The 26,763-nt window shown below is 53.6% G+C and carries 28 protein-coding genes and 1 pseudogene; 21 read left to right on the forward strand and 8 right to left on the reverse strand.

Features of this window, described 5'->3' with window-relative positions:
- The 4 genes from ABWP81_RS01795 to ABWP81_RS01810 form a co-directional block, all read right to left on the reverse strand.
- Nucleotides 1-914: tyrosine recombinase XerC (locus ABWP81_RS01795; RefSeq protein WP_353138689.1), on the reverse strand; the 914-nt coding region annotated here is incomplete at its 3' end.
- Nucleotides 915-934: 20 nt separating this feature from the next.
- The gene (locus ABWP81_RS01800; RefSeq protein WP_353138692.1) at nucleotides 935-1,639 is read right to left on the reverse strand and encodes a DUF484 family protein; all 705 of its coding nucleotides are present in this window, start codon (nucleotides 1,637-1,639) and stop codon (nucleotides 935-937) included.
- Entirely contained in the window at nucleotides 1,636-2,523 is an 888-nt protein-coding gene (gene dapF / locus ABWP81_RS01805) for a diaminopimelate epimerase (protein WP_353138695.1), read from the reverse strand. Before dapF ends, ABWP81_RS01800 begins: the two co-directional genes overlap by 4 nt.
- A 142-nt stretch (nucleotides 2,524-2,665) precedes the next feature.
- Nucleotides 2,666-3,655 (reverse strand): Bug family tripartite tricarboxylate transporter substrate binding protein, encoded by a 990-nt coding sequence (locus tag ABWP81_RS01810; RefSeq protein ID WP_353138697.1) that lies wholly within the window; start codon nucleotides 3,653-3,655, stop codon nucleotides 2,666-2,668.
- 102 nt (nucleotides 3,656-3,757) lie between these two features.
- On the opposite strand from ABWP81_RS01810, the gene ABWP81_RS01815 reads away from it, so the two are divergent.
- From ABWP81_RS01815 to ABWP81_RS01835, 5 genes are read left to right on the forward strand one after another with little or no spacing between them, the layout of a single operon-like run.
- Nucleotides 3,758-5,005, forward strand: a complete 1,248-nt coding sequence (locus ABWP81_RS01815; protein WP_353136085.1) for an LVIVD repeat-containing protein — start codon at nucleotides 3,758-3,760, stop codon at nucleotides 5,003-5,005.
- A complete protein-coding gene (locus tag ABWP81_RS01820; RefSeq protein WP_353136082.1) occupies nucleotides 5,002-6,078 on the forward strand; it encodes a CobW family GTP-binding protein in 1,077 nt (358 codons plus the stop codon). Before ABWP81_RS01815 ends, ABWP81_RS01820 begins: the two co-directional genes overlap by 4 nt.
- Complete coding sequence (locus ABWP81_RS01825) at nucleotides 6,075-7,010, forward strand: NAD(P)-dependent oxidoreductase (RefSeq protein WP_353138700.1); 936 nt, start codon at nucleotides 6,075-6,077, stop codon at nucleotides 7,008-7,010. The genes ABWP81_RS01820 and ABWP81_RS01825 overlap by 4 nt, the downstream gene beginning before the upstream one ends.
- 20 nt (nucleotides 7,011-7,030) lie before the next feature.
- Nucleotides 7,031-7,456, forward strand: a complete 426-nt coding sequence (locus tag ABWP81_RS01830; RefSeq protein ID WP_353138703.1) for a GlcG/HbpS family heme-binding protein — start codon at nucleotides 7,031-7,033, stop codon at nucleotides 7,454-7,456.
- Between the two features lie 14 nt (nucleotides 7,457-7,470).
- Complete coding sequence (locus ABWP81_RS01835) at nucleotides 7,471-8,166, forward strand: fumarylacetoacetate hydrolase family protein (protein WP_353138706.1); 696 nt, start codon at nucleotides 7,471-7,473, stop codon at nucleotides 8,164-8,166.
- 7 nt (nucleotides 8,167-8,173) lie between these two features.
- Here the strand turns inward: ABWP81_RS01835 and ABWP81_RS01840 are convergent, their stop codons facing one another.
- The 3 genes from ABWP81_RS01840 to ABWP81_RS01850 are packed head-to-tail and all read right to left on the reverse strand — an operon-like array spanning nucleotide 8,174 to nucleotide 10,948.
- Nucleotides 8,174-8,734: a carboxymuconolactone decarboxylase family protein gene (locus tag ABWP81_RS01840; protein ID WP_353138709.1), complete on the reverse strand. Its 561-nt coding sequence runs from the start codon at nucleotides 8,732-8,734 to the stop codon at nucleotides 8,174-8,176.
- An 8-nt stretch (nucleotides 8,735-8,742) separates the two neighbouring features.
- On the reverse strand, nucleotides 8,743-9,966 hold the full coding sequence (locus ABWP81_RS01845; protein WP_353138712.1) for an FAD binding domain-containing protein: 1,224 nt from the start codon (nucleotides 9,964-9,966) through the stop codon (nucleotides 8,743-8,745).
- Nucleotides 9,967-9,973: 7 nt separating this feature from the next.
- Nucleotides 9,974-10,948 (reverse strand): NAD(P)-dependent oxidoreductase, encoded by a 975-nt coding sequence (locus ABWP81_RS01850; RefSeq protein ID WP_353138715.1) that lies wholly within the window; start codon nucleotides 10,946-10,948, stop codon nucleotides 9,974-9,976.
- A gap of 101 nt (nucleotides 10,949-11,049) precedes the next feature.
- On the opposite strand from ABWP81_RS01850, the gene ABWP81_RS01855 reads away from it, so the two are divergent.
- The 9 genes from ABWP81_RS01855 (at nucleotide 11,050) to pcaD (ending at nucleotide 20,089) form a co-directional block, all read left to right on the forward strand.
- Nucleotides 11,050-12,060 (forward strand): Gfo/Idh/MocA family protein, encoded by a 1,011-nt coding sequence (locus tag ABWP81_RS01855; protein ID WP_353138718.1) that lies wholly within the window; start codon nucleotides 11,050-11,052, stop codon nucleotides 12,058-12,060.
- Nucleotides 12,061-12,068: 8 nt separating this feature from the next.
- Nucleotides 12,069-12,788 (forward strand): TetR/AcrR family transcriptional regulator, encoded by a 720-nt coding sequence (locus tag ABWP81_RS01860; protein WP_353138721.1) that lies wholly within the window; start codon nucleotides 12,069-12,071, stop codon nucleotides 12,786-12,788.
- A gap of 36 nt (nucleotides 12,789-12,824) precedes the next feature.
- Complete coding sequence (locus ABWP81_RS01865; RefSeq protein ID WP_353138724.1) at nucleotides 12,825-13,331, forward strand: flavin reductase family protein; 507 nt, start codon at nucleotides 12,825-12,827, stop codon at nucleotides 13,329-13,331.
- Between the two features lie 35 nt (nucleotides 13,332-13,366).
- Nucleotides 13,367-14,464 carry an LLM class flavin-dependent oxidoreductase gene (locus ABWP81_RS01870; RefSeq protein ID WP_353138727.1) on the forward strand — a complete coding sequence of 366 codons (1,098 nt, stop codon included), beginning with the start codon at nucleotides 13,367-13,369 and terminating at the stop codon, nucleotides 14,462-14,464.
- 87 nt (nucleotides 14,465-14,551) lie between these two features.
- On the forward strand, nucleotides 14,552-15,730 hold the full coding sequence (locus ABWP81_RS01875; RefSeq protein ID WP_353138730.1) for an amidohydrolase family protein: 1,179 nt from the start codon (nucleotides 14,552-14,554) through the stop codon (nucleotides 15,728-15,730).
- Between the two features lie 21 nt (nucleotides 15,731-15,751).
- Nucleotides 15,752-16,639, forward strand: coding sequence for an NAD(P)-dependent oxidoreductase (locus ABWP81_RS01880; protein ID WP_353138733.1), 888 nt, complete (start codon nucleotides 15,752-15,754; stop codon nucleotides 16,637-16,639).
- 33 nt (nucleotides 16,640-16,672) lie between these two features.
- Nucleotides 16,673-17,149, forward strand: a complete 477-nt coding sequence (locus ABWP81_RS01885; protein WP_353138736.1) for a (2Fe-2S)-binding protein — start codon at nucleotides 16,673-16,675, stop codon at nucleotides 17,147-17,149.
- The gene (locus ABWP81_RS01890) at nucleotides 17,130-19,250 is read left to right on the forward strand and encodes a xanthine dehydrogenase family protein molybdopterin-binding subunit (RefSeq protein ID WP_353138739.1); all 2,121 of its coding nucleotides are present in this window, start codon (nucleotides 17,130-17,132) and stop codon (nucleotides 19,248-19,250) included. Before ABWP81_RS01885 ends, ABWP81_RS01890 begins: the two co-directional genes overlap by 20 nt.
- Before the next feature lie 29 nt (nucleotides 19,251-19,279).
- Nucleotides 19,280-20,089: a 3-oxoadipate enol-lactonase gene (gene pcaD, locus ABWP81_RS01895; RefSeq protein ID WP_353138742.1), complete on the forward strand. Its 810-nt coding sequence runs from the start codon at nucleotides 19,280-19,282 to the stop codon at nucleotides 20,087-20,089.
- Here the strand turns inward: pcaD and ABWP81_RS01900 are convergent.
- Nucleotides 20,052-20,978 (reverse strand): LysR family transcriptional regulator, encoded by a 927-nt coding sequence (locus tag ABWP81_RS01900; protein WP_353138745.1) that lies wholly within the window; start codon nucleotides 20,976-20,978, stop codon nucleotides 20,052-20,054. The genes pcaD and ABWP81_RS01900 overlap by 38 nt on opposite strands.
- 256 nt (nucleotides 20,979-21,234) lie before the next feature.
- On the opposite strand from ABWP81_RS01900, the gene ABWP81_RS01905 reads away from it, so the two are divergent.
- The 7 genes and pseudogenes from ABWP81_RS01905 to ABWP81_RS01935 all read left to right on the forward strand — a co-directional run.
- A complete protein-coding gene (locus ABWP81_RS01905) occupies nucleotides 21,235-22,110 on the forward strand; it encodes a Bug family tripartite tricarboxylate transporter substrate binding protein (RefSeq protein WP_353138748.1) in 876 nt (291 codons plus the stop codon).
- Between the two features lie 13 nt (nucleotides 22,111-22,123).
- The gene (locus ABWP81_RS01910) at nucleotides 22,124-23,185 is read left to right on the forward strand and encodes an Ldh family oxidoreductase (RefSeq protein WP_353138751.1); all 1,062 of its coding nucleotides are present in this window, start codon (nucleotides 22,124-22,126) and stop codon (nucleotides 23,183-23,185) included.
- Between the two features lie 10 nt (nucleotides 23,186-23,195).
- Nucleotides 23,196-24,569, forward strand: coding sequence for an NAD-dependent succinate-semialdehyde dehydrogenase (locus ABWP81_RS01915; protein WP_353138754.1), 1,374 nt, complete (start codon nucleotides 23,196-23,198; stop codon nucleotides 24,567-24,569).
- A gap of 11 nt (nucleotides 24,570-24,580) precedes the next feature.
- The gene (locus ABWP81_RS01920) at nucleotides 24,581-24,979 is read left to right on the forward strand and encodes a cupin domain-containing protein (protein WP_353138757.1); all 399 of its coding nucleotides are present in this window, start codon (nucleotides 24,581-24,583) and stop codon (nucleotides 24,977-24,979) included.
- A gap of 22 nt (nucleotides 24,980-25,001) precedes the next feature.
- Nucleotides 25,002-25,550, forward strand: a complete 549-nt coding sequence (locus ABWP81_RS01925) for a VOC family protein (RefSeq protein ID WP_353138760.1) — start codon at nucleotides 25,002-25,004, stop codon at nucleotides 25,548-25,550.
- Between the two features lie 13 nt (nucleotides 25,551-25,563).
- On the forward strand, nucleotides 25,564-26,538 hold the full coding sequence (locus tag ABWP81_RS01930; RefSeq protein ID WP_353137035.1) for a quinone oxidoreductase family protein: 975 nt from the start codon (nucleotides 25,564-25,566) through the stop codon (nucleotides 26,536-26,538).
- A 30-nt stretch (nucleotides 26,539-26,568) separates the two neighbouring features.
- Nucleotides 26,569-26,763 (forward strand): annotated as a pseudogene (locus ABWP81_RS01935) (hypothetical protein); the annotation flags it as partial.

The following is a 26,763-nucleotide window of genomic DNA, read 5'->3' on the forward strand; positions in this document are numbered from 1 at the left end:
GCCCTCGGATGCGCCGCGTCATACGCCTGCGCCAAGTGCTGAAAGTCCAACCGCGTGTACACCTGGGTGGTGGTGATGTTGGCGTGGCCCAGAAGCTCTTGCACCCCGCGCAAATCTTGACTGGACTGCAAGAGGTGGCTGGCAAATGAATGGCGCAACATGTGAGGGTGAACGGGCGTAGATAAGCCCGCTTTCAAACTGCGCTGACGCAAACGCTGCCACACGGCTTGCGCGGTCAGGCGTGTGCCGTTGCGGCCAATGAACATCGCAGTCTGTTCGGCGGTGGCGGGTGTCAGACCTTGGTCGCGCACCGCTACCCAGGCTTGCATGGCTCCTAGCGCTTTGCCGCCCACGGGGACGTTGCGGCGTTTGCTGCCTTTACCCAGCACGTGGGCTTCGCCGCCTTCAAAGTCAATCCAGCCTTTGGCTTGTGCGCCCGCTTGCACATCTAATCCCACCAGCTCGCCCACACGCAGGCCGCAGCCGTACAGCAGCTCAACCAGAGCTGCGTCGCGGCACTCTAGCCACGGGTCGCTGGTGTCGTAGGGAGTTTTGTATTCGGCCAGTTGCACGGCATCGTCCACGCTCAGGGCTTTGGGCAGGGGCTTGGGGGCTTTGGGGGCGCGCACGTCTTGCACGGGGTTGCTACTGACCAAACCTTGACGACCCAGCCACACATAAAACCCGCGCCAGCCCGAGAGGATGAGCGCAATGCCGCGCCCGCTGCGGCCGCCGCTGTGCATGTGCGACACCCAGCGGCGAATGTGTGTGCTTTGCACCGCCTCTAGCGATACGTTAGCTTGGGCTGCGTAGTCGGTGAGTTTTTCTAGGTCTAGGCTGTAGAGCGTGACGGTGCGCTCTGCCAAGCGCTTTTCAAAGCGAACGTGGTCGAGATAGCGGGCGACCAAGTCCATGTGATTTAAATGTTTGTGGTTTAACGCAAGTGCGACAGCGCTGCGCTGGCCAAGTCACCCATGCGTTCGATGATGGTGGTGCCCATGCCTTCGTAGTAGCGCTGCGGGTCGGGTGAGGCCAATACCAACAAGCCAATCACGGGTTGTTCGGCGGCAGTTTGCGGTGTGTCTTCGGGGCGCGTGGCACGCAAGGCGATGAAGGCCACCGACTGTGCGGCAGCTGGGTCGGCCAACCACTGCACGGCGTCGAAGTTGTTGTTGATGCCCACATAGGGCTTGGTCAATGACGCTGCAAAGTCTTTGATGGGGCCGATCACGCTTTGCGCAAAGGGCTCAATTTGAAAGTCTTCGCGCACACCCCATACCTTGATAGCCACTTGCGGCACCATGAAGTCATGTTGAATGTGGTCGGCAATGGTGTGCGGCAAATCGCGTGCGTTGCTGGTCATCAACAAGGTTTTGACCCAACGCTGCATGCGCTCGATCAACACCTCGTTTTCTGTGCCGTGGCGCATCATGTCCATCATGCGCAGCTCGAGAGCGCGAATTTTTTCGCGCATCATTTCGGCTTGGCGCTCTTGCAGGCTGATGGCGCGGTGGCTGTGAGGGCTGGTCAATTTCACGGCTGACAAAAGCTCGGCATGACGCTCAAAAAAATCTGGCGTATTCACCAAAAAATTAGCAATGTCGTCTTCGGTGATGGGGTTCATGGCAGGGTTGGTCATAGAGTATCCGGAAGGGTAATTTCGCCGCTGAAAACTGTGGTGGCTGGGCCAGTCATGTGCACGGGTGTGTCGCCGCCCTGCCATTCGATGGTGAGTGTGCCGCCGAGGGTTTGCACGGTCACGCGTGAATCCAACAAGCCCCAGCGAATACCGGTGACCACCGCCGCACAAGCGCCCGTGCCGCAGGCCAGTGTTTCGCCTGAGCCGCGCTCAAACACGCGCAAACGAACATCGCTGCGGCTAAGCACTTGCATAAAGCCTACGTTGACACGCTTGGGAAATGCTGCGTGATTTTCAATCAGCGGACCCTGGTCCAGCACGGGCGCCGTGTCCACATCGGGCACCACTTGCACAGCGTGCGGGTTACCCATGGACAACACACCCACGTTCACTGCGTTGCCGTTGCCAAGCGACAGTTGCCATGTCAGTGCGTCAGATGCGCTGACGGCTTGGCCCTTTGAATCTACCGGCGTAGCGTGCGCTGCGGCAAACGGCACTTGTGGCAAATCAAACACAGGCGCGCCCATGTCCACCGTCACTTGGCCATCTGGCATTTCTTGAAGGGTAATGATGCCGCCGTGCACTTTGACGCGCACCGTGGTTTTGTCGGTCAGCCCTTGTTCGCGCACAAAGCGCACAAAGCAGCGCGAACCGTTGCCGCATTGCTCCACCTCGCCGCCGTCGGCGTTGTGGATGATGTATTCAAAGTCCACATTGGGTTGAGGCGCCGGGCGCACGGTGAGAATTTGGTCTGCCCCCACGCCAAAATGGCGGTCGGCTAGAAAACGGTAGTGGGCGGGCGTGAGGTGCAAACGTTGCGTGGTCTCGTCTAAGACCACGAAGTCGTTACCTGCGCCCTGCATTTTGGTGAAGCGAATTCGCATGCGCTGATTATCGGGCACAGAGGCTGCTGATTTGTGCCGCCAACGTTAAGTGCCTAGATAGTCATTGACTGTGCAAGCGACCGCCCTAGATTGACCGAGCTCATCGCTACGACATGAGCTCGGCCGCTAGAAGTTAAACCGGTTACTCGGCTTTGATGTTGTTGTCGGCAATCAGCTTCGAATACTTGGCATTTTCTGATGCCAAGAAAGCCTTGAACTCATCTTGTGAAGTGGCTAAGGCCTCAACGCCCAAGCCAGCAAATCTTTCTTTGAGATCAGGGTTGGCCATGATTTTGACCAAGGCGCTGCTGTAAGCATCGACAACGGGTTTGGGTGTGCCAGCTGGCAAGAAAACGCCCCACCAATTCACGGCAACCAAGCCTGGCAAACCAGCTTCTGCAAATGTGGGGATATCAGGCGTCATAGGCGAGCGCTTAGCGCTGGTGATGGCCAGTGCACGTAAACGCCCAGACTTGATGTGCTGGCTGACCGGCAATGCATCCGACACCATCATGTCAATTTGACCCGCCAATAAATCGTTCACAGCCAAACCGCCGCCCTTGTAGGGCACGCCTGTCATTTTGATGTTGGCTTGACGCATGATCAACTCGCCACCCAAATGGGCCATGCTGCCAGGGCCGCTGGTTCCAAAGTTCAAACTGTCAGGCTTGTTACGCGCGGCTGTCAAAAGGTCGTTCAAGTTTTTGAAAGGCGATGCGGCTGGAACGGCCAAGATGTTCGGTCCTGTGGCTGTCAGTGACACAGGGATGAAGTCTCTCTCCATGCTGTAAGGCACCTTGGAGATGAGTGGGTTGACTGAGGCGGGCCCCAAGTTACCCACCACAAAGGTGTAACCGTCTGCCGGTTGACGCGCTGTGAATTCCATGCCGATAGAGCCAGCAGCACCGGGCTTGCTTTCAATGATGACCGGTTGACCCCAGTGCTCACTGAGCTTTTGCCCCATGATGCGGGCCATTAAGTCGGAGCTACCGCCTGCTGGATACGTCACAACCAACTTCACCGGTTTATTGGGAAAGGTTTGGGCGAAGGATTGAGAACAAAAACAACTGACTAGCACGGCAAGGCCAGCATAAAAACTCTTCTTCCAACGCAATGACAATATAGAACTCATCAGGTGTCTCCTTGGTTTCATAGTTAGGGAATGTTGTTAGATCATTTGATCTCCGAGTTGCTATATTACAGATTCCAACCAATTTTTAATGAGTATTTACCCATGCTTCATGCGCCCCAACCTGCTTCGCGTGCTGACCAAACCTTGTCACACAACATGAAATTGTTAGCCCACCATGAGTTGGCGGGCTTTGGTGGTTTGGGGGAAGGGATGTCGATGCAGATGACCGCCGACGGTCGTCGCATCCTTTGGCTGGCACATGAGTCAGCTCCGAAAAACTTTTCGGGCGTTGATGTGACAGATCCCACCAATCCCAAGCTCATAGTGCAAACCGAGTTGCCGCACATGAAACTGCGATCTAACTCGTTAGACGTGGTTGGCGACATCATGGTGGTGGCTTACCAAGCCAGCACCGTTGGTATCAAGCCCGCTGGTGTAGATATTTTTGATGTGAGCACACCAGAAACACCGCGCTTGCTTTCACATTTCGACTGCTCAGGCCCACATTCACGGGGGGTGCACGCGGTATGGTTTGTGGACGGCAAATACGTGCACATGTCTTCGGGTGCGGCTGACTTTCAGCCGCGCAATCCATTGGACGATCAGTTCTACCGCATCCTCGACATCTCTGACCCCACCAAGCCTGTCGAAGCAGGCCGTTGGTGGTTTCCCGGCACACGCGAGGGCGATGAAGCACCACCACCACCACGGTTGCCAAAGCAGTTCGACATGGGCTTTCGCACCCACAACACCAACGTGTTTCCCGAGCGTCCAGACCGAGCATTTGTGGGCTACATCGATGGTGGCGCTGTGGTGCTAGACATCTCAGACATGAGCAACATTCAAGTTGTGTCTCAGTGGAACCACTCCCCGCCCTTCAACGGATTTACGCACACTGTGCTGCCCCTGTTCGATCGTGGTCTGTGGATCGTGAGTGACGAGTGCGTGCAAGACAACGGCGCAGATTGGCCCAAACTGGTGTGGGTGGTGGACGCCCGCAACGAAGGCAATCCTGTGCCGATCGGCACCTTTCCCGCACCATCTTTTGAAGCCTTCGCCAAGCGCGGCGGCAGATTTGGCGCACACAATTTGCATGAAAACTTGCCTGGTCCTACCTCATTCCGATCTGACACCATCATCGTTGGCTCATTTTTCAATGCGGGTGTGCGGGTGTATGACACCAGCAATCCATATCAAGTGCAAGAAATTGCCTATTTTGTGCCGGGCGCCCCCAAGTTGTCGCCCGCAGGTGCAATTCAACTCAACGATGTGTACGTAGACGACAGGCGCATCGTCTATACCGTGGACCGTTTCACGGGTGGTTTGTACATTCTTGAAATGAACATTTGAACGCGAGCACAGTGACTTGGTCGCGCGACGCATTGGCCGGAAAAATTCCAGTGACTTTGATCACTGGGTTTTTGGGCAGCGGAAAAACCACGCTCATCTCTAAACTTTTGTTGCATCCTGAGATGCGACGTGTTGCAGTCGTGATCAATGAAGTGGGGGAAATAGGGATTGACCATGATTTAGTCACCCTGTCATCTGAAAACATCACGCTGTTGGCGAATGGCTGCATTTGCTGCTCGGTGCGCACAGATTTGCAAGAAACATTGCGTGATCTATTTGCTCAACGTCGCGTGGGAGAGGTGTTTGATTTTGACCGAGTGATTGTGGAGACCACAGGCCTGGCTGACCCCGCACCCGTGGTGCAAACACTCGCAAGCGATACCCTGCTAGAGGCCCACTATCGCTTGGATGGCTTGATCACTTTGGTGGACGGGGTAAATGGTGCTGGCCAGATTCAAGAACAAACTGAGGCCATCAAACAGATCGCTATTGCCGACAAAATTTTCATCACCAAATCCGACTTGACGAGCTCAAGCGACCTAGACGTTTTGTCTGAATTGATTCGCGACCTGAATGCTCAGGCACCTATCGCGTTTATTCATAACGGCGAAGTTGCACCGTCCGCATTGATTGATTTAGGACTGTCTAGCGCTCGGGCCAGCGACAACACGCTGCGCTTTCTAGGTGAGGCCTTGAGTGCCGCAAAAGCGCCACAAGATGGTGGGCGCTATTTGGGGCAAAGGTCGCCTTCACACGACGCATCCGTGCGCACCTTGTCATTGCGCTTTAGCCAACCATTTGCTTGGGCCTCTTTCACAGCGGCGCTTGAGTTACTGACGACTTTGCGCGGGCCCGACCTGCTTCGCATGAAGGGTATTGTGAATGTGGAAGGCGAGCCCGTGGTGGTGCAAGGTGTACAACACATTTTTCACACGCCCGTGAAGATGGACAGATGGCCCAGTGACGATCAAGACTCACGACTGGTGTTCATTGTTCGACACATGGACGCCGATGTGATTCGTCAGCTATTTCAAGCTGTTGGAGCGGTATCGCAAGGAAAAAAATTCTCATGAAATCTTCCGACACAAACCATCAGATCCCTTCGCTGAAAATTGGACTGATAGGCCTTGGCATCATGGGCGGCGCCATGGCAGCGCACTTACTGAAGTCAGGGTTTGAGGTTTATGGATTTGACATAGAGCCAACAGCCAGAAAGCGTTTGAAGGGATTGGGTGGCAAGCCACAGACTGGCGTTAAAGATGTTTTACAACACTCGGATATCGTCATCACGTCGTTGCCCAGTGGTCAAGCATTGAAAACCGTTACCGAAGAAATCGCTCTTGAATTTATCAGTAGCAAGGGACTACAAAAAATTCTCATTGAAACAAGCACGCTGCCAATTCAAGACAAAGAGGTGTGTGCTAAAAAACTCAAGTCTGTTGGCATCGCTACCCTAGACTGCCCGATCATTGGCACGGTGTCACACCTTAAAGAGCGGTCTTGGACCATTTATGCAAGTGGCCCCAAAAAAACTTACCAACATGTCCTACCACTCTTGCGTGAGTTCACCGACGACACCCCCTATTTGGGTGCGTATGGCAGTGGCACAAAAATGAAGCTTGCGGCAAACCACTTGGTGGCTATTTACAACGTGGCATACGCTGAATCAGTGACTTTGGCTCGAAAAATGGGCTTGGATCCGCGTGACGTACTTGAACACTTTGGCAACAGTCCCATTTTAGGAACGGGTGTCATGCGATCACGCATGGCCATGATGGTGAAACGCCATTACTCTCCGCCGACGATGAAAATAGAAATTTGGCAAAAGGATATGGGCATCATTGGCGACCTTGCCAAAACGCTCAATTGCCCGACCCCACTATTCACAGCTTCAGCAGATATTTACACAGCCGCCATGGCTCAAAATTTAGCCCTCGAAGACACAGCTGCCACCGCGGAAGTACTAGCATCTATGGCGGGGATCAAACCGCAAAGAAATCATTGACTTTTTATCTGGAGAAAACCTTGACACATCTTTCACTCAAACAAGCTAATCACATCATCCAAGAGGCATGCAAAGCCGCGCGTGCCGCCAACTACAAACCCATGGGCGTGGCAGTGCTTGACGCATCCGGACAATTGGTCGCGTTTGCCCGTGAAGACGGTGCGAGCATGTTCAGATTCGATATCGCCCGCGGCAAAGCATGGGGCGCTGTGGGCATGGGTGCGTCGAGCCGCGTCTTGGCAGAACGCGCCAAAGACAACCCCAATTTTTTCATCACCTTAGCGGCCACAGCAGAAGGTAAATTTCTGCCACAACCCGGTGCCGTGTTGATCAAAGACAGCCATGGCCACATTCTTGGTGCAGTTGGTGCAAGCGGTGGAACTGGCGATGAGGATGAAATCATTTGTGCTGCGGGTGTTCATGCGGCTGGTTTTGTGACTGAATAATCATTAGGAGTCACATGACATTACTATTTCCAGCTAGCCCCACGGTCGCGGTACCAATTCTGGGCGTAGCTGCGCAGATGCCGATCCATCGCATTTATTGCGTAGGCCGCAACTACGAAGACCACGCCAAAGAAATGGGCTTCACAGGTCGCGAGCCACCCTTCTTTTTCATGAAGCCGGCTGACGCGTTGGTGGTAGTACCAGAAGGCACAACAGGTGACATGCCTTACCCCTCTTTGACTGCCAACCTGCACCACGAAATTGAACTCGTGGTGGCCATCGGCAAAGCAGGCAAAAACATCAAGGCGGCTGACGCCATGGATCACGTCTACGGCTATGCCGTGGGATTAGACATGACGCGTCGCGATTTACAAAACGACATGAAGAAACAAGGTCGCCCTTGGTGCATCGGCAAAGCGTTTGATTTCAGCGCACCAATGGGGCCCATTACGCCCAAAGCCCAGGCAGTTCACATAGAGCATGCGGGCATCCAACTCACTGTCAATGGGGATGTTCGCCAAAAGAGCAACATCGAAAAGTTGATTTGGAACATCAGCGAAACCATCGAACATTTGTCTGCAGCTTGGCAACTTGAGCCTGGCGACTTGATCTTCACGGGGACACCCGAAGGTGTGAACGCTGTCAAGCCAGGCGACGTGATGGAGGGCTCAGTCGCGGGACTTGCCACCCTCAAAGTTCACGTGCGATAAACATCCGTTATAGCTGAGGCAGCGGCATCTTGGCACCTTCGGGTACTGGGGTGCACGCGCCATTCATTAAAATCGAGAGCATGGTGTAGTAACCCACGATGCCCAGCAAATCGACGGCTCCTTGCTCACCCAAATGCGTAATGGCCTGCGCCCAAGTGGCATCGTTGATTCTTTTGTCTACCAACGACTGCACAGAAAAGTCGTACACCAACTGCTCATCCGCTTGAATGAAGGGCGGTTTTTGATTCACGCCAATCGCCTGAACAATGGACTCGCTGATACCTTCACGAATTGCGATGGGCGCATGAATGGCCCACTCCACTTCTTGTGACCAATGGCGTGCCGTGACCAAGATGGCCAACTCTGACAAGCGCACCCCGATGGCGCTGCGGTAGCGCAAATATTCACCCATGCGCTGCGCATGCGTGCACAACTCGGGACTGCGAAGCAATGGAATGAAAGGCGAAATCAGACCACCACGCGGACCACGAGTGATTTCATCTGCGCACGCGTGCTGTGCTGGATTCCATTGAGATTGGGGGACGAGAGGTAAACGATCTTCAGTCATAGTGAGTATTATTTAAATTCTGATTGATGCCCATAGCGGCCCAAGTCAATGGCCGTTTCATAGATGGATTGGTGTTGACGCACATTCATCGGCTTGGTTTGCCCATCCGGTGACTTGATATAGCTTCCCAACCAACGCGCGCGTTGAACTGCTGATTGCCCAGCTGGCAAGCGAACTTTGGCATATGCAGCAAGCGCGGTTGAATTAGCGCCGTGGGTGCGAATGGCGTCGGCAAGTGCCACTGCATCTTGCGACGCTTTTGCAACGCCCATGCCAATATGCGGGCGTGCCACAAATGATGCATCGCCCATCAATGCCACGCGTCCTACAACCACTGCGTCCGAAGCCACATCAAATATGGGCTGGAGAAAAGGCTGAGGAGTTTTTTCAAGAATCTCTGCAAACTGCGGCGACAACAAACGCCGCGCATCTTCGCGGACTTTTGCCAACTGCCGCCAATCTACTTTGTGTGGGGGTATGCCAAGCGGATAGTGCACTCCGTCTGCATCAGTTAGCAAAGCTTGCAACTCTTCGCCCTGCGCCGCGGGGCGATACCAGACAAAGTTGTAAGCGCGATGCCCAGGGGTTGTGTCGTTATCCGATCCTGCCACTGGGTAACCAATAATTTGTTCATCAGGCGGCACACAGAACCCAAAGTAATCAAACAAGGTGGTTCGGGTCAGGTTCGATAACAAAGACTCATCACACACACCGCGCCACGCAATGTACCCCGCGTATTGAGGTTGGACTTTCGGAAAAAACTGCTGTCTGACATTGGAGCGAATACCGTCACTTGCGATCAATACATCCGCTTGCCATGTGGTTTCATTGCCATCGGTAGTGCAAAGCACATGCACGCTGTTGTCACGTTCTTCAACACGCGTGACCGTCACACCTTGGTGGTAACAATCTGCAGGAAAAGCGCTTCTCAAGATTTGATACAAGCGACTCCATGAGGTCAGCACCTGGGGCATGTCAAATGCAATCAAGCTTTTACCTGATTGATCTAACAACACTCGCCCTGGCACTTCCACACCCAGTGTGGCTTGCACATCCAGCCCAGCGCGTTCAAGCGACTGAACCAACACGTCGTGCGAAACGATGCCAGCACCTCGCCCATTCATAGAGCCTTTTACTTTTTCTAAAACCTGAACATCATGGCCATCACGGTGCAGCATGTTCGCTACAAACAGGCCCCCTAATGAGCCCCCAATCACAAGAATACGTGCCATTTTTTAATTACGCTTTTAAGCGTTTAGATTTTTTCACTGACGTTTTATGGGGTATCGAAGACATTTTCTCCAACACGTCAAACACAGCCGCTGTGTCATTGTTTTCATGCCCCATGCCCATGGCGGCGTTATAGATCGGGATGCTTGCAGCAAACAACGGTGCTGGCACTTGCGCGTCAACCAAAGCTTGCGCAATCAGCTTCATGTCCTTTTGCCACACCGCAACTTTCATCGTGGCTTCTTTCCATCCCTCGTTTTCCATCATCGGACCTCGCACCTGCAACATGCGCGAACCGCCTGCACCATCGCTCAACACTTTGACAGCCGTACTTGGCTTGATGCCCCAACGCTGCCCCAGCAACAAGGCTTCGGCAGTGGACACGTTATGAATAGCCACCAACAAATTAGCCATGAGCTTCATCTTCATGCCATTCCCAAATGCGCCCAAATAGAAGTGCGCCTTAGAGAAGCCCTCAAACACAAGCGTCAGATGACGAATGTCTGCAGCAGGCCCACTGGCGTAAACCGTCAAGTCTTTGCGTGCTGCCTGAGCGCCGGTGCCTGACAAAGGACAGTCGAGCAAGGTCACCCCCTTCTTGGCCATCACACCACGCGCAGCTTCTTTGTCTTTGATGTCCAAGGTACTGGTTTCTATCACCAACAAACCTTTGCGTCCTGCAGCCGCTAAGACGCTGGCTGAATCCATTAACGCGCCAGCGCTGGGCAGCGATGTAATAACCACATCGACAGATTGCACCAAGTGAGCTGCATCTTTACTGACATGCCCACCTGAGGCTTTGAAGATCTGACGCGCTTTGGCTGTGGGATCAAATCCATGAACTTGAAAGCCAGCCTTCATCAAATTACCGGCCATGGCAGACCCCATGATGCCCAAACCCAAAAACCCAATGCGTTGAAAAGTTGGTGTGGCCGCAACGGTCTTTTTCGTTTTGGCAGGTTTGACTAACTTCTTGGTGCTCATTTGATCTCCATTTGTTGCAATACGCTAAACTAGTTTATAGATAAGTAAAACTTCATGGAGACACGACTGTGACAGTCCAAGCTAATTCAACACACGCAGCCGTGAAAGTCGGCCTCGTCGGTTACGGATGGTGGGGGAAAACCATAGCCCGCCAACTCGCCAACTCTTCTTGGCTTGAGCTGTCAGCAGTCGCTGAAGTCGATGCCAATGTCAGGTCGGCCATGTCTTCTGACCCGGTTCTTGCCGGGGTTGCGATCTTTGATTCGCCCGAACATCTGATGGCGCATTCTGATTTAGAAGCCGTTATTTTGTGCACCCCGCACCAGCAGCATGCTGCCCAAATGTTGTCTGCAGCCAATGCAGGATTGCACATCTTTTGTGAAAAACCCCTTTGCCTCACGCTTGCCGATGCACAACGTGCCGTCGCACAGTGTCAAGACAAACACTTGGTTTTAGGCATTGGGCATGAACGTCGATTTGAGCCAGAAATCATCGCCATGCGACAACTCATCGCCAATGGTGACTTGGGTGAAATTCTGCAGATTGAAGCCAACTTTAGCCAAGACAAGTTTTTTGCGTTACCCAAAGACAACTGGCGTCTCTCCAACACATATGCACCTGTCGGTCCATTGACCGCCACGGGTATTCATTTGGTAGATCTGAGCATCGCCTTGCTTGGACCCTGCGAATCGCTGTGGGCTCGACTCGCCACATTGGGCTCAGACTTTGAGAATGGCGATACCTTAGGCATCATGATGGGCTTTCCAAATGGCGCCAATGCCATGATCAGCGCTGTCTTGGCCACGCCATTTGAAGGCCGCTTTGCTGTTTACGGCTCTAAAGGATGGATTGAAATCCGCGACCGCACTCACCCTGAAAATCCAACAGGTTGGGATATCACCACCGTACTTCGTGGCCAAGAACCCGTGACACGATTTTCAGCACCCCACCCCACCGTTTTGGCTAATTTGGAAGCATTTGCCAAAGCCATTCGCAACGTTGCACCTTACCCCGTGACATCATTAGAAATGCTAGCAAACGTGGCCGCCCTTGAAGCTATCATGACATCAGTTAAAACACGCGGGTTGATCAAAGTAGCTGCCCCACACTAATAAATTTAATGGCCACTAAGAAAGCAAGCACTAAAAAAACGTCAGCGCCTGTCACCGTTAGGCTGACTGGCGCCGAGCGTGAAAAACACATTGCGCAAGAAGCAGTTCGTTTTTTTGCAGAGGTCGGTTTTGGCGGTGACACCCGTGAACTTGCAAAGCGCTTGGGTGTGACCCAATCGCTGCTCTATAAATATTTTCCAAGTAAAGAAGCGCTCATCAATCGGGTTTTCGAAGAAGTCTATTTGGGTAGATGGAACCCGTTTTGGGAAAGTGTTGTGCGTGATCGAAGCATTCCCCTGGAAGAGCGTCTAACGCGTCTGTACATCGAGTACGCAAAAATCGCATTGACACGAGACTGGGTGCGAATTTTTATGTTTTCAGGACTGCGTGGTGAGGACATCAACCGAAGATATCTAGATATTTTGCGAGAGCGCATTTTGGTTCCCATCGCCATTGAGCTGCGACATGAGCTTGGCCTACCCTCGATTGATGAAATTCCACTCAAAAGCAATGAGCTTGAATTGGTATGGAGCATCAATGCTCGGGTGTTTTATTTTGGTCAACGCCAATGGATTTTTGACGTTCCCATTGAAGATGATCTTGATGATCTCATCCGCATGACAATTGAACATTTCATGGCCGGAGCACGGGTGGTAATGCCCAGTTTATTAGGGATAACGGCAGTCCCAAAAAGACGTGTGCGAGCCCTAACCAAGGGAAAACACTAGTTGATGCAGATCATGTGATCACGATAAAGTGATCACATGAGCACCAAGTCTCTTTTTGACCGTTTAGATTTTCGAAAAGCTCTCGGCTGTTTCGGGACCGGCGTGGCAGTCGTCACCGCAAAAGCATCTGATTCACGCTTAGTTGGCGTCACGGCCAACTCGTTTAGCTCTGTTTCTCTAGAGCCCGCCATCGTGCTATGGAGTTTGCAAAAAACTTCACCCAATTTATCCGCTTACGACGACTGCGGCCGCTTTGTGATCAACGTTTTATCGCTTTCACAAATCGAATACTCCAAGCGTTTTGCTAGCCCAGTGCCTGACAAATTCAACGGGGTGGATTACGCCCTCGGCATCCATGACCTGCCCGTACTCAATGGCTGCGCTGCGACTTTCGAATGTCGCACCATTCAACGCTTGGATGTAGGTGATCACATTCTGTATTTGGGCGAAGTCGAGGCCTACCAACACCAAAACCAAGCCGCTTTGCTTTATGTTCAAGGTCGCTACGCGCAAAGCGCGAGTGCTGAACCGCATCCGGCTTAATTGATTGAATTTTTTTAATTTAAACAGGAATTTGTATGACCATGAAATACAGCACCTTCATGATGCCCCTGCATCCACCAGGCCGCAATGTGACGGAATCTTTGCAAGAAGACCGCGAAGCTGTTTTGTTAGCAGACCGCCTAGGCTTCAGCGAAGCGTATGTGGGCGAGCACATCACCGACGCTGCTGAAACCGTCACCTCCTGCATGATGTTTTTAGCCTCACTGGCTTACGAAACCAAAAACATCAAACTGGGCACAGGCACCATCAACTTGCCCAACGCGCACCCTGCGGCGGTCGCAGCTCAAGCCGCCATGTTGGACCACATGCTAAAGGGACGCTTCATCATGGGCATCAGTCCAGGTGGCTTGATGTCTGACGTGGAAGTGCATGGCAACCTTGGAAAAGACCGAAATGCGATGTTCGTTGAGAGCATCAACACGGTTTTGAAGATTTGGGACTCTGAGCCGCCTTACAACATCGAGGGTCAGTTTTGGAACATCTCGGTCGAGAAAACCATGATCCCTGAAATCGGTCAGGGCTTCATCATGAAGCCTTACCAAAAACCTTACCCACCCATCGTTGGCACTGCAGTTGCGCCTTTCTCTCAAGGCGTCACTGAAATGGCCAAGCGCGGTTGGGGGCCCATCTCAGCTAACTTCTTAATGCCTGAATGGGTCAAAACGCATTGGCCCAAATATGTAGAAGGCCGTGAAGCAGTTGGCGCGGTAGCGCATCCCTCAGAGTGGCGTGTAGCAAAAAGCATTTTCGTGGCGGACGACGAAGCCACAGCGAAGCGCTACGCCCTGCAAGAAGGCGGTCCTTACCACTTCTATTTCAAACAATTGGTGCGCAAACTCGTGACTGGCGGCGGTCGCAGCAACTTGTTCAAAACCGATCCAAACATGCCCGACAGCGAACTCACACCTGACTACGTGACCAATCGCTTGGTGCTGGCTGGCACCGTCAATTCGGTGGTCGATCAAATCCTAGCCTTCCGTGACCACGTGGGTGACTTTGGTAACTTGGTCTATGCCTGCCATGACTGGATGGACCCCGCATTGGGCAAGCGCTCGATGGAGCTTTTCGCCACCGAAGTGATGCCACGTGTGAACGCTGCCATCGGCAAATAATGCTCGCCGCTTTCACCTTGTTTTCGGCCACCCGAGTTAAGTGCAAACAATAAGATATTTTTTAAATTTTCATAGACAGAGGTTCTGATGTTCTTCACTTGCTCACCCGCCTGCGCCGACCCGACACATCACCACACCGCAGCCGACCGCTTGTCTCGCACGAGTGTTGCAACCAGTCAGGCTGCGACAAAAACGCCCACCAAAAGTCGGGCTCAAGTTGCACCTAAGCCCAGCACACAAAAGACGGTTCGCAACAGCAAGGGCAAGCTCAAAGTGGTGGACGTGCATTGCCACTACTTGAACCCTGTCGTAAACCAAAAAACAGCACATTTGAATGCAGCGCAATATGACCCAACCGTCATCTTCGCTAACGACTTGACCAATCAGACCAACGCCAAGCAAATGAAAGACAGGGCGCCCAAGTTGATGGGCATTGACGTGCGCTTGAAAGACATGGACCGCATGGGCGTTGACATCCAAGCCGTGGCTCCTGCACCGTATCACTACTTCTATTTCACCGAACCCGCCTATGGAGCTGAACTGGCGCGCGAAGTGAATGAAGGCATTGCCAATGTAGTGGCGCAGCATCCCGATCGTTTTGTGGGCATGGGTTCAGTCCCTTTGCAAAATGCAGAGCTTGCAGTGAAAGAGCTCGAATACTGCGTGAAAAAACTGGGCCTGCGTGGTGTTGAGATCAACACCAACGTGAATGGTTTGAACTTGACCGATCCGACCTTAGGGCTTGAAAAATTCTTTGCAAAAGCAAATGAGCTGGGCATCGTGGTGTTCATGCATCCTTTGGGGTACACCCAAGGTGAGCGCTTGCGTAACCACTATTTCAACAACGTGATTGGCAACCCACTCGAAACTACAGTGGCCGTCAGTCACTTGATCTTTGATGGTGTTGTGGCACGTTATCCAAAGATCAAATTCTTGGCCGCCCATGGTGGTGGCTTCCTTGCACACTACTGGGCGCGTATGGACCATGCCTGGCGCGCTCGTCCGGACACACGCACCGTCATTAAGAAAAAACCGTCCAGCTATTTGGAAAAGTTTTACTTTGACAGCATCACCTTCGATCCGCGCATGCTCAAACAATTGATTGACCGCTACGGTGCCGACCACGTGATGCTAGGCACCGACTACCCCTATGACATGGGTGAAGACGATCCACGTGGTTTGATTGCTGGCGTCAATCGCCTCAGTGCGGCTGACCGTCGTCTGATTGAAGGTGGCAACGCCATGAAACTTTTCAAAATCAAGTAACCCATCACAAACGAGTCACGTATGAAAATCACCCTTCTCGGAACCGGTCGCATGGGTAGTGCCATGGCGGAACGCCTACTCGATCAAGGCCATACGCTGACTGTTTGGAACCGAACACCCAGCAAAGCTCAAACATTGCTAGATCGCGGTGCGCATTGGGCAGACACACCCGCAAAAGCGGTTGCAGACAGCGAAGCTGTGCTTTCAGTCCTCACCGACGCCAAAGCCATCGAGCAAGCTTACTCAGGTACATCTGGCGTATTCAGTGCAAATATCTCAGGCAAGTTGTTCATTGACATGAGCACCGTGCGTCCCGTGACCCAAAAGGACCTGAGCGTCAAACTCGAACAAGCCAAAGCCCACTTTGTCGAATGTCCAGTGGGCGGCACTGTCGGCCCTGCGCGTGATGGCAAGCTGCTGGGTTTGGCAGGTGGTTCTGCGCAAGACTTTGCGCTTGCCAAGCCCTTGCTAGACCAACTATGCCGTCGCGTAGAACATGTGGGCGCCATTGGTGCAGGTGCCAGCATGAAGTTGGCCATCAACCTGCCTTTGTTGGTCTATTGGCAAGCCCTGGGTGAAGCGCTCGCGCTGGCAGCGCCAGCAGGTTTGAGCCCAGAAAAAATGATGGATATTTTGTCTGACACGTCAGGCGCTCCTGCGATTCTGAAAATGCGAACCCCCGCCATTGTGTCTGCCCTGCAAGGCAAGGACTTAGGGCCTGCGCACTTCAACATTGACTCTATTCGCAAAGATTTGCGCACCATGGTCGAAGAAGCGAGCGCCCTGGGTTACACAGTACCAACAGCGCAATCAGCGCTGAGTTCATTTGACCAAGCCTCGTCTGCCGGGTTAGGTCATGCCGACGGCACACAGCTCGCCGCTTGGTGGATCAAGCACGCCAAGCACTGAGCGTGTCGTTAATTTTTTAATAAGTTATTTATCGTGACCACCCTCCAACACAACCAACACGCCATCACGCTCAAAGGCTCTCCTCAAGCGTTGTTGCTGCACGAATTGCGTGAGCAATGTTCAGACGCATCTGTACGCTTTGGGTGTGGCACAGAACACTGCGGTGCATGTACGGTGTTGGTAGATGGGGTGCCTCAAAACTCTTGCAGTCTTCCTGTGTGGGCTGCCGAGGGTCGCCATGTGCAAACTGCGCAAGGTCTACCAGACAACCCCATTGGCCGCGTGGTGCTGCAAGCATTCATTGATGAGCAAGCTGCGCAATGCGGCTTTTGTGTCAGCGGCATTTTGATGCGCGTCACCGCTTTGCTTCAACAACACCCAAATGCGGACGAAACCCTCATTCGCGACACCTTGTCACGGCATCTGTGTCGTTGCGGTGCACACACGCGTATCTTGCGCGCTGTGCGATTGGCACAAAAAAATCTTAGCCATGCCAGTTCTCTCCCCTAGTTTGATCACGGCGCCAAGGGCGGACCAGTGGCTGAGATTCACAGATGCGGGTCTGTTTGAACTTCGCACAGGAAAAGTTGAGCTTGGACAAGGCATTTCAGCGGCGCTTACGCAAATTGCCTGCGATTCGCTAGGCATATCGCCTGCGCAAGTGCGCTGGGTGGCGGGCGATACGGACGTATCACCCGACGAAGGGTTTACCGCTGGCAGTCAATCCATTGAGGTGGGTGGACAAGCATGGCGTCATGTGGGCAATGTCGTACGCAGCCATTTTGCTCAAACTGCTGCGCATCGACTGGCCTGTCGCACTGACGCGTTGCATTTAAAAGAAGGTGTGTTCTTGGCGCCTTCTGGCCAAGGCCTGTCTTACCAAGATTTAGCGCAAGCGGAAAATAATGCGTGGCACGCATTGCGAGTGGACGCCGACAATCCAACTTTTATCGCAGTGCGTTGCGACTCTGTCGTGGCTAAGCGCGATGACTTGTGGCTTAAATTCACCGGCGCAGGCTTTATCCATGACCTTCATCTGCCCGACCTGTGGCACGCACGTGTCTTGCGCGGGCCACATCCAAATAGCCGACCTTTGGAAGTTAACGCTGAAGTTCTTGGCGCTTTACCAGGTGTAGATCGCGTGCTGATTCAGCACCATTTCATTGCTTTAATTGGAAGAGAAGAAGGCGCATTGATCAAAGCGCATGCGCAAGCCAAAGCGCTGACACCTTGGTCGACACCCGACTTGCCTAGCGACTTGGCTGCTGAGGTTTTGTTGCCGCAACTATCCGCTGTGAGTCACATGGCGGCGCACGAAAAACCTCAACACGCACCCGCTGCTTCTGCGTCTCTGACCTTGCAGCGCCAATATTCACGTCCCTACCTTGCCCATGCCTCCATAGGCCCGGCATGTGCGCTAGCGCAGCCCGCAGATCATGGTGTTCAAGTGTGGTCGCACTCCCAAGGAGTTTTTAAATTACGCGATCAAATCGCACAGGCCTTGCAACTGCAAGCGCAACACGTCCATGTTCTACACACGCCGGGCGCAGGCTGTTATGGCCACAACGGCGCAGACGATGTCGCATTTGACGCCGCATTCATTGCACACACTTGGGGTCTGAACGTTCGGGTGCAATGGAGTCGAGAAGATGAAATGACCGTCTCACCCATGGGGTCTGCCAGCCTTGTAGATATTCGAGGCAGCGTGGGCGAAGATGGTCGCATTTGCCAATGGCAAATGCAGGTCTGGTCACATACCCATCTCAACCGCCCAAGTTGGGGCGATGGCATACAACTGCTCGGCGCTTGGGCTGCTTTCGAACACTGCCCTCAACCGATACCCAAAGACGTCCCCCTGCCCACCGGTGGCGGTTTACGCAACGCGATACCCGCCTATGACGTGGGCGAGCTCAGCATTGAGCATCACTTTATCGACAAATCTCCTGTGCGTGTGTCGGCCCTGCGGTCTTTGGGTGCACATGCCAACGTATTTGCGATTGAGTCATTCATGGATGAGCTCAGCGATGCACTGCAGATCGACCCTGTCGCGTTTCGACTCAAACATTTGAGCGACGCGCGTGCACGGCATGTGATTGAAACCGTGGCGCATCGTGCCAACTGGCAAGCACGTGGCGAAGCTGGTTCTGGACATGGCTATGGTTTGGGCTATGCGCGTTACAAAAATAAGGCTGGTTATTGCGCTTTGATTGCACACGTTGAAGTGGCCGAGCGTGTCAAAGTGCACAAGGTTTGGGCCTGTGTCGACGCTGGGGCCATTGTTCATCACGATGGTTTGCTGAATCAAATTGAAGGCGGCATTTTGCAAGCCATCAGTTGGAGCTTGCACGAGTCTGTGCGCTGGGATGCCAAAGGCATCATCTCGCATGACTGGGAAAATTACCCTGTGTTGTCATTCAACGATGTCCCTGAGCTAGACATTCATTTGGTCGATGCCGCCGAACACCCAAGCCTCGGAAGTGGCGAAGTCGCCACGGGTCCTTGCGCAGCCGCACTTGGCAATGCCGTGGCGCATGCACTCGGAGTCCGAGCGCGACATTTGCCGCTCAACCCAGAGCGCTTGATGCAAGCGATTGAACAAGCCAGCCCTTAATTTTTTATTCATCACTTTAGGACACTCCCATGAAAGCAAATATCGACGGCATTGATGTGAATTACGAAGTGACTGGTCAAGGCCCTTGGTTGACCTTGTCTCATTCATTGGCAGCAAATCTAGAGATGTGGGACGCACAACTGGAATTGCTGAATCGACACTTCACTGTGCTTCGTTATGACACCCGTGGCCATGGACAAACCCAAGGCACAGAAGGCCCCTACACGCTTGAGCAATTGGCGGATGACATCCTTGGCTTGCTCACTCATTTGGGCGTCGAACGCACGCATTGGATTGGCTTGTCGCTGGGCGGCATGATTGGTCAGGTGCTCGCCATCCGCCATCCACATATCTTGGACCACGTCGTCATTGCAGACAGCACGGGTAAGGGCGCACCCAATGCCGTCACGATGTGGAGCGAACGTGCAACGCTTGCGCGCACTCAGGGCTTGGCACCGTTGGTACAGCCCACCTTGACCCGCTGGTTCACCGACCCCTACCGTGAAAAGCATCCAGACGTGATGGCTCGCATTGGCCACATGATTTCAACCACGTCCATCAATGGCTATGCTGGCTGCTGCGCTGCAATTTCAACCATCAATACGCACGAGGGCTTACAAAAACTGCACCATCCTGCTTTGGTGATCGTCGGTGACCAAGACCAGGGCACACCGCCTGCTATGTCAGAGCAAATTCACGCGCATTGGCCAAAGTCGCAGTATGTTGTTCTCAAAGACGCTGCGCATTTGTCAAGCATTGAGCAACCTGAAGCCTTCAACAAGGCCGTGATGGACTTCATCCCTAATCAGATGCATGCTCCAGCCCCGAGCCGAAACTAAATACGCCTTGCCGCATCAAGCGAGAAAATTCGGCCTCCACCAGTTCTTGCACCAAGGTCAGGGCAAGGTTGGGGCGTGATTCCAAACGGGTAGCCAAGACCAGCAAGCGATTGAGTTGCACCCCTGAAATCTCCGACATGATGATTTCAGGGTGCAAATCGATGCCTTTAAAAACAGACACGGGCATGATGGTGGCCCATCGTCCACGCATGAGCAATTCACGAATCGAATCGACCGAATCGACTTCCGCTTGCACATTCAACTGCTTGCCCAAGGCCATCATTTGGCGGTCAATGATGCCTCGGTGCAAGCTCGTCATCAACAGAGGAATGCGTGTCAATTGATTGACCGACACAACCGGCCCCACCCGCATTGCCACATGCGACACCAACGCAAATGGCTCACCCAACAGGGGCTGCAATGACAGCGCTCGACCGGTCCCCGGGTTGGTCACGATGGCCATATCGATCACCCCTTTTTCCAGCCAATCCATCAAGGCAGGGGTAAACGCCTCGCGCGCGCTCAGCTCAATGTTTGCAAGGGTGTTGAAACAGTTTTCCAACAAGCCTGGCAGCAATACGCGCGCCAGGGTCGGGGACGCCCCTAATGTCACCTTGGATGGGCCAGGGTGTTGTTCATGCGACAGGCGTTGTCGCAGTCGGACCGATTCAGCGAGGATGCGCTGCGCAGACTCATAAAAAGTGACGCCTGCCTGCGTCAAACGCACACCTCTCGGCAGTCGTTGAAGCAAGGTGACACCCATCTCGGATTCAAGCTCACGCATCTGGCGCGTCAAAGCGGATTGCGCAATGGGAATAGTCGCCGCCGCAGCCGACAAACTGCCAGCATCCGCAATCGCAATGAAGTAGCGCAAGGTTCGTAAATTCATGCGTTTGACCCTCTATACCAATCTCACAATGATATGGCAGAGTAAAAATCAAGCATTGGACAACACCCACATGACCTTTTAAGCTTTGTGAACTTTAAATGGCCGAAAAGCATAGGCACCAACCACCGAGAAGATCACCATGACACTCAAAAAACATTTCCACACTTGCCTGTCGCGCCCCTTTCTTGCGACAACCATGTTCTGCATCACGGCTTTGTGTTCAGCACAAACGGCTTACCCACAAAAACCGATCAAGATGATCATCCCCTTAGCGGCAGGCAGTGCGGTTGACAACGCAGCGCGCGTCTTAACCATCAAGATGGCTGAGAACATGGGGCAAGCGTTTGTGATTGAAAATATGGCAGGCTCATCCGGTCTCATCGGCGCAGAGCGTGTGGCACGCGCCGCGCCTGACGGCTACACCATCGGTGGTTACAACGACAGCATCCTGACCATGGTCCCGCACATGATGGCCAAGATGCCATGGAATGCACTGACCGACTTCGAACCTATCTCTTTGGTGGGAACCATTGAATGGGGCATCGTCGTCAAAGCGGATGGCCCCTATAAAACTTTGGCTGACTTTATCAATGCAGCCAAAGCCAGCCCAGGCAAGCTTAATTACAGCTCTGGCGGCAACGGCAGCCCTCAACACATTGGCATGGCATTGGTCATGAACCGAGCCAGTCTTGACATTAGCCACGTGCCCTACAAGGGCGCCACACCTGCGGCCGTCGCAGTGGCCGCGGGCGAGGTGGATGCGGCGATGCAGGGACTCGGCACAGTGACCGCGCTGCTGCAAGCCGGCAAATTGCGTTTGCTGGCTGTTTCAACACCCGCAAGATTGGCTCAATACCCCTCTGTGCCCACCTTCACGGAAGCAGGCATGAAAGACTTCACGTTCAACTCATGGTTCGCCATGGTGGCGCCAGCGGGAACGCCAAAACCCATCATTGACAAACTCAGCGACGAAGTGCGCAAAGCACTCAACGACCCAACAACGCGAGAAAAACTTCAAGCCATCGGCGTCACCCCACGCGGCACCACAGCGGCCGATTTTGGTGCGGCCACCCGCACGCAATATGAGCTCTATCGCAAACTGATTCAAGACAAAGGTATTCGTGCTGACTAAGCCAATGACATCGATGACCACTTCTACAACCTACGCATTCAGTGAACTCCAGCAGTTCATTCAAAATGCGCTCACCAGTCAAGGCTTGCCCCAAGAGGATGCCCTCAAAGTCTCGCAACTGATGGCCGAAGCCGACTTGCAAGGCTCTGACGGCCACGGCATTATTCGATTGCCGCAGTACATCAAACGCATCCAAGCGGGTGGTATCAACAAGCACCCAAAAATTCGTGTCGTGCACGAACGCTCTGCCATGGCGGTGGTGGATGGCGACAACGGCATGGGCCATTTGGTGGTGTCACATGCCGTAGATTTGGCGATTGAAAAAGCCAGCGAAGCTGGCGTGGCTTGGGTCAGCACACGGTTCAGCAACCATGCAGGGCCTGCGTCTTTGTACTCGCGTCGTCCGCTACAACACAACATGCTTGGCTTGTACTTTGCCGTTGGAAACGCCAACCATTTGCCGCCTTGGGGTGGCATGGACATGTTGCTGTCTACCAACCCTATTTCAGCGGGCATCCCAACTTCAGAAGAGCCCCCTGTCGTGCTAGACATGGCCACCACCGTGGCTGCTTATGGAAAAGTAAAAGCCAAAGCCAAACGCGGCGAGATGATGCCGCCTGGCTGGATGATTGACCGTCAAGGCCAACCACTGCTGGACCCCAACAAAGCCAACGACGGTTTTTTGTTACCCATTGGCGATCACAAAGGATACGGCTTGGCATTGATCGTGGGCTTGCTAGCGGGTACCTTGGGTGGAGCAGCCATGGGGCGCGACGTGATCGATTTCAACGCCGACCACGTGAGCGTGACCAATACAGGCCAAGCCATTTTGGTCATCGATTTAGCAGCCTTTGGCGACCCCGAACACTTCAAACACGAAGTGGACCGTTTGGTGCGAGACATTCGCAACAGCGAACGCCTGCCAGGGGTTGAACGCATCTGGTTACCGGGCGAACAAAGCCATGAAAAACGAGAACGCTATGTCGCCCAAGGCATTCCCGTCGCACCCACATTGATCGCCGAGCTCAACGTCTTGGCTGCCGAGTTGGGCATCGCCCCGCTCACCCATGCGTAAAGATAAATACATGATTACCTCCTTCAACCCCGCCACGGGCGAAACGCTGGCCACTTTCGATGCGCACGATGATGCGCACATCGAGCAAACCTTGGCCCAAGCCGATCGCGCGCAAAAAAAATGGGCTGCTTTATCGCTGTCTGAACGTCTGCCTTTCTTGCTCAATGTGGCTAAAACTTTGCGTCGGAATAAAGAGTCGCTGGCTCGCATCATCACGCTTGAAATGGGCAAGCCTTTGGCGGAAGCGCTAGGTGAAGTTGAAAAATGTGCATGGAACTTTGAGTACTACGCTGAAAGTTCACCGGGCTACTTAGAGGACCTGATCATCCCCAGCGGCGCGACGGACAGCCGCGTGGTGTATGACCCCTTGGGCTTGATCCTGGCCGTCATGCCTTGGAATTACCCATTTTGGCAAGTCATGCGCGCGGCAGCACCCGTGCTGGTAAGCGGCAATGCCTTGGTGCTAAAACACGCCAGCAATGTGCCGCAATGTGCATTGGCCTTAGAGGATGTGTTCAAAGAAGCAGGTCTTCCCACCGGTTTGTTCAGCACCCTCTTGGTAGGTGCGGCAAAAGTACCCGCGCTGATCAAAGACCCACGTATTTCAGCGGTCACGTTTACCGGTTCGACGCCTGCTGGCCGGCAAATTGCAAGCACCGCCGCTGAATCGCTTAAGAAACAAGTGTTAGAACTAGGCGGCTCTGACCCCTTCATCGTCTTGGCAGATGCCGATGTGCAGGCTGCGGCCACGGTGGCGGTCAAAGCGCGCTTTCAAAACACAGGGCAAAGCTGCATTGCGGCCAAGCGCTTCATTGTCGAAGCCTCCGTAGCCGACGAATTTGTGGACGCCTTTTGCGCCATTACCCGCCAATTGGTGGTGGGCGACCCGATGTCTACCAACACCACACAGGGCTCAATGGCTCGGTTGAACTTGCGTGATGAACTTCACGCCCAGGTGCAAGTCTCGGTCAAGGAAGGTGCGCGACTCTTGATGGGTGGAAACCCCATTGCCGGTTCGGGCGCTTTCTACGAGCCTACTGTTTTAGACCATGTATTGCCCGCCATGACGGTGGCGCGTGAAGAAACTTTTGGCCCTGCTGCTGCCATTTTGCGAGTCAGCAATTCGCACGAAGCCATTCGCATCGCCAATGACAGTCCGTTTGGATTGGGTGCTGCTGTTTGGACGCAGGACATCGATTTGGGCTATCGCTTGGCCCACCAAATTCAGGCTGGCGCTGTGTTCATCAACGGCATGGTGGCCTCTGACCCGCGTCTGCCATTTGGCGGCACCAAAGCCTCAGGCTATGGCCGTGAATTGGGCATGTTGGGCATGCACGAATTCACCAATATCAAAACTGTTTGGCGCGGGCCTGCTCGCACATAAGAAGGAACCTTATGAAACACGCTGTTCTTCGACCCGATCAAATTAAAAGCCACGACCGCGGCGGTGGCGCACGCACCACGCCTCTGGTATTGCCATCAATGGGGGCAAGCACCTTCATCAACGGCATCACAGAGTTTGCCGCAAGCACGGCCATCCCATTTCATAGCCACAACTGCGAAGAAAGCGTGATGCTACTGACGGGTCACGCGTTTTTGGACATCGACGGTGAAGTGCTCGAACTCAAGCCCTATGACACCACCTTTATTCCGCCCAATGTGTCGCACCGTTTTCGCAATCGTTCAGATTCTGAACCCATGAAAATTTTTTGGACTTACGCCTCAGTCAATGCGACGCGCACCTTGACTGAATCTGGCGAGACCCGTCCGATCACAGCGGAACACAACAAATAAACCTGACACCAAGGAGCACAGCATGGGACTACGTTTTCTTGAACACTTACTCATCCTCACGCACGACCCAGATGGCACGCGCGACTGGTTTTGCGAAAACTTGGGCTTCAAAAACGGCTACCACCCAGAGTTTGGCTTTCCCGTTTACTGGCTCTACATCGGGGACCAGGATGTGATTCACATTGGCAAAGCGCGCCACTCCAACCACCAAGACACCTACCTCAAAACGCCATCCGATGTTGCAGGCATGGACTATTCCGCTGCGGGCGCTCCTGGCTCGGGCCGCATCGACCATTTGTGCATCAACTGCGATGGCATGGAAGAGTTTGTCGAACGATTGAACAAAAACGGAGTTGAGTTCAGTGAGCGCAAAGCACACAACTCAAACCTGTATCAACTCTTCATGCGTGAGCCCATCAATGGCATCAAAGTTGAACTCAACTTTGCCTGGCATGAAGCAGTTCGCATGGGCCGCGTGCCTGAATGGACGGACGACGGTGCCAACAACAAGGCCGTCGACGATGTGAAGGCCGCCAAAGACACACCCATCAAAGTTTCTACCTTCAACTAAAGAGAAAAATCCCATGAAAGCAGTCCGCATTTACGCCGCAGGTGGCCCAGAAGTTTTAAAGATCGAAAACCTCGAACTACCCGATCCTGCGCCAGGTGAAGTTCGCATTCGGCACACAGCGATTGGTTTGAACTTCCAAGACATCTATGCTCGCTCGGGCCAATACCCAGCCCCCATGCCAACAGGTTTGGGCACAGAGGCGGTGGGCGTGGTTGAGGGTGTGGGCCAAGGTGTGACTGACTTCAAAGTGGGAGACCGCGTTTGCTATGCCAGCGGCCCCGTGCTGGCGGCCTGTGCCACCCACCGCAACTACCCCGCCGCACGCTTGCTCCATGCACCTGCGCACATGCAAGACGATCAAATCGCAGCCTCCTTGCTCAAGGGCATGACCGTGGAATATTTGATGGAGCGTTGCTACCCCGTACAAAAGGGTCAGTTCGTTTTGATGCACGCCGCCGCTGGGGGCGTGGGCTTGTTGGCAGGGCAATGGGGCAAGCATTTGGGTGCCCACATGATTGGTGTGGCCGCAGGTCCCGAGAAAGTAAAACTCGCCTTGGCCAACGGTTACGAGTACTGCTTAGACCGTTTAACCGATGACATTCCAGCCCGCGTGAAAGAAATCACCGGGGGTGTTGGTGTGCCCGTGGTGTTTGACTCCGTGGGTAAAAACTCATTCGATCAGTCACTCAACAGCTTGGCACCACGCGGCTACTTTGTGTCCTTTGGCACCACCACCGGCGCGCCGCCACCCGTACCTGCCAGCACGCTCCAAAAAATGGGCTCTCTCTATTTCACGCGCCCCACGCTGGTGACCTACACCGCCTCTACCGAAGATCTGCGTCACTCGGCATCGGCCGTGTTTGACTTGTTTGCCAAGGGTGCTTTGAAGATCACGATCAACCAACGCTATGCGCTGGCCGATGTGGCCAAAGCACACGCAGATCTTGAATCAGGACGAACCAGTGGTTCAAGTGTGCTTATCCCTTAAATTTTCCACCACGATAACTAGGAGACAACCATGATGAAGACAAAACTAAAAGCCACCCTGTTGGCAGCTGTCATTGGCACCTTAGGCATGACGACGGCTCAAGCGGAAAACATCAAGCTACGTATCGCGTCGGGTCACCCCAACGCCAATACCTACGTCAACTTGATGCAAAACTTTTTTGTCCCCGAGGTGAGCAAACGCGTCGCAGAACGCACACAACACAAA

Source organism: Limnohabitans sp. (genome assembly GCF_040401135.1).
Lineage (GTDB): Bacteria > Pseudomonadota > Gammaproteobacteria > Burkholderiales > Burkholderiaceae_C > Limnohabitans.